Source organism: Streptomyces morookaense (assembly GCF_013030945.1).
GTDB lineage: Bacteria > Actinomycetota > Actinomycetes > Streptomycetales > Streptomycetaceae > Streptomyces > Streptomyces morookaensis.
Map to the genome: position 1 here is coordinate 1 of NZ_JABBXF010000222.1, position 453 is coordinate 453.

Here is a 453-nt window from a genome sequence, read left to right on the forward strand (position 1 = left end):
TCACCACCGACTATTTGCAACAGTGCCCGATCAACTCATCAGCGTTTTTTCTGACAAGAGGAGTATGATTCTCCAGGCTATCCAGTAAGTCATGCAGCTCATTATTGACCTGGTGGAGCACCTTAAAGAGTGCACCAGAATCCCGGCAGCTCTGATATGCAAGATTTGCCTGAACAGCACGATTCTGCATGATCCCGATTTGTGCGATTGCGTCTTTCTGCTGATCGCCTGTTGGCTGATAAGTGGTGTTAAAAGAAAATGCGCTCATAATTCCTCCTGTATCTGATGTTTTCAGCCCCCATCATCTGTTGAGTTTCGGGAGCCGCGGTTTTGACGTTTTGCGGGGACCTGCCTTTTGTTCCCTCCGGTATTCACCATCACCTGTTTGAGAACCTTCGCCGCAAGGGGCATCACTGCCACGGCCTGACGCACCTGTCCTGGGCAGAACGCAAA

Annotated in this window: 1 protein-coding gene; it reads right to left on the bottom strand. The window is 50.3% G+C overall.

What is annotated here, in order from left to right:
- Positions 1 to 10 precede the first annotated feature (10 nt).
- Entirely contained in the window at positions 11 to 268 is a 258-nt protein-coding gene (locus tag HG542_RS36760) for a hypothetical protein (protein ID WP_137952642.1), read from the bottom strand.
- Positions 269 to 453 lie beyond the last annotated feature (185 nt).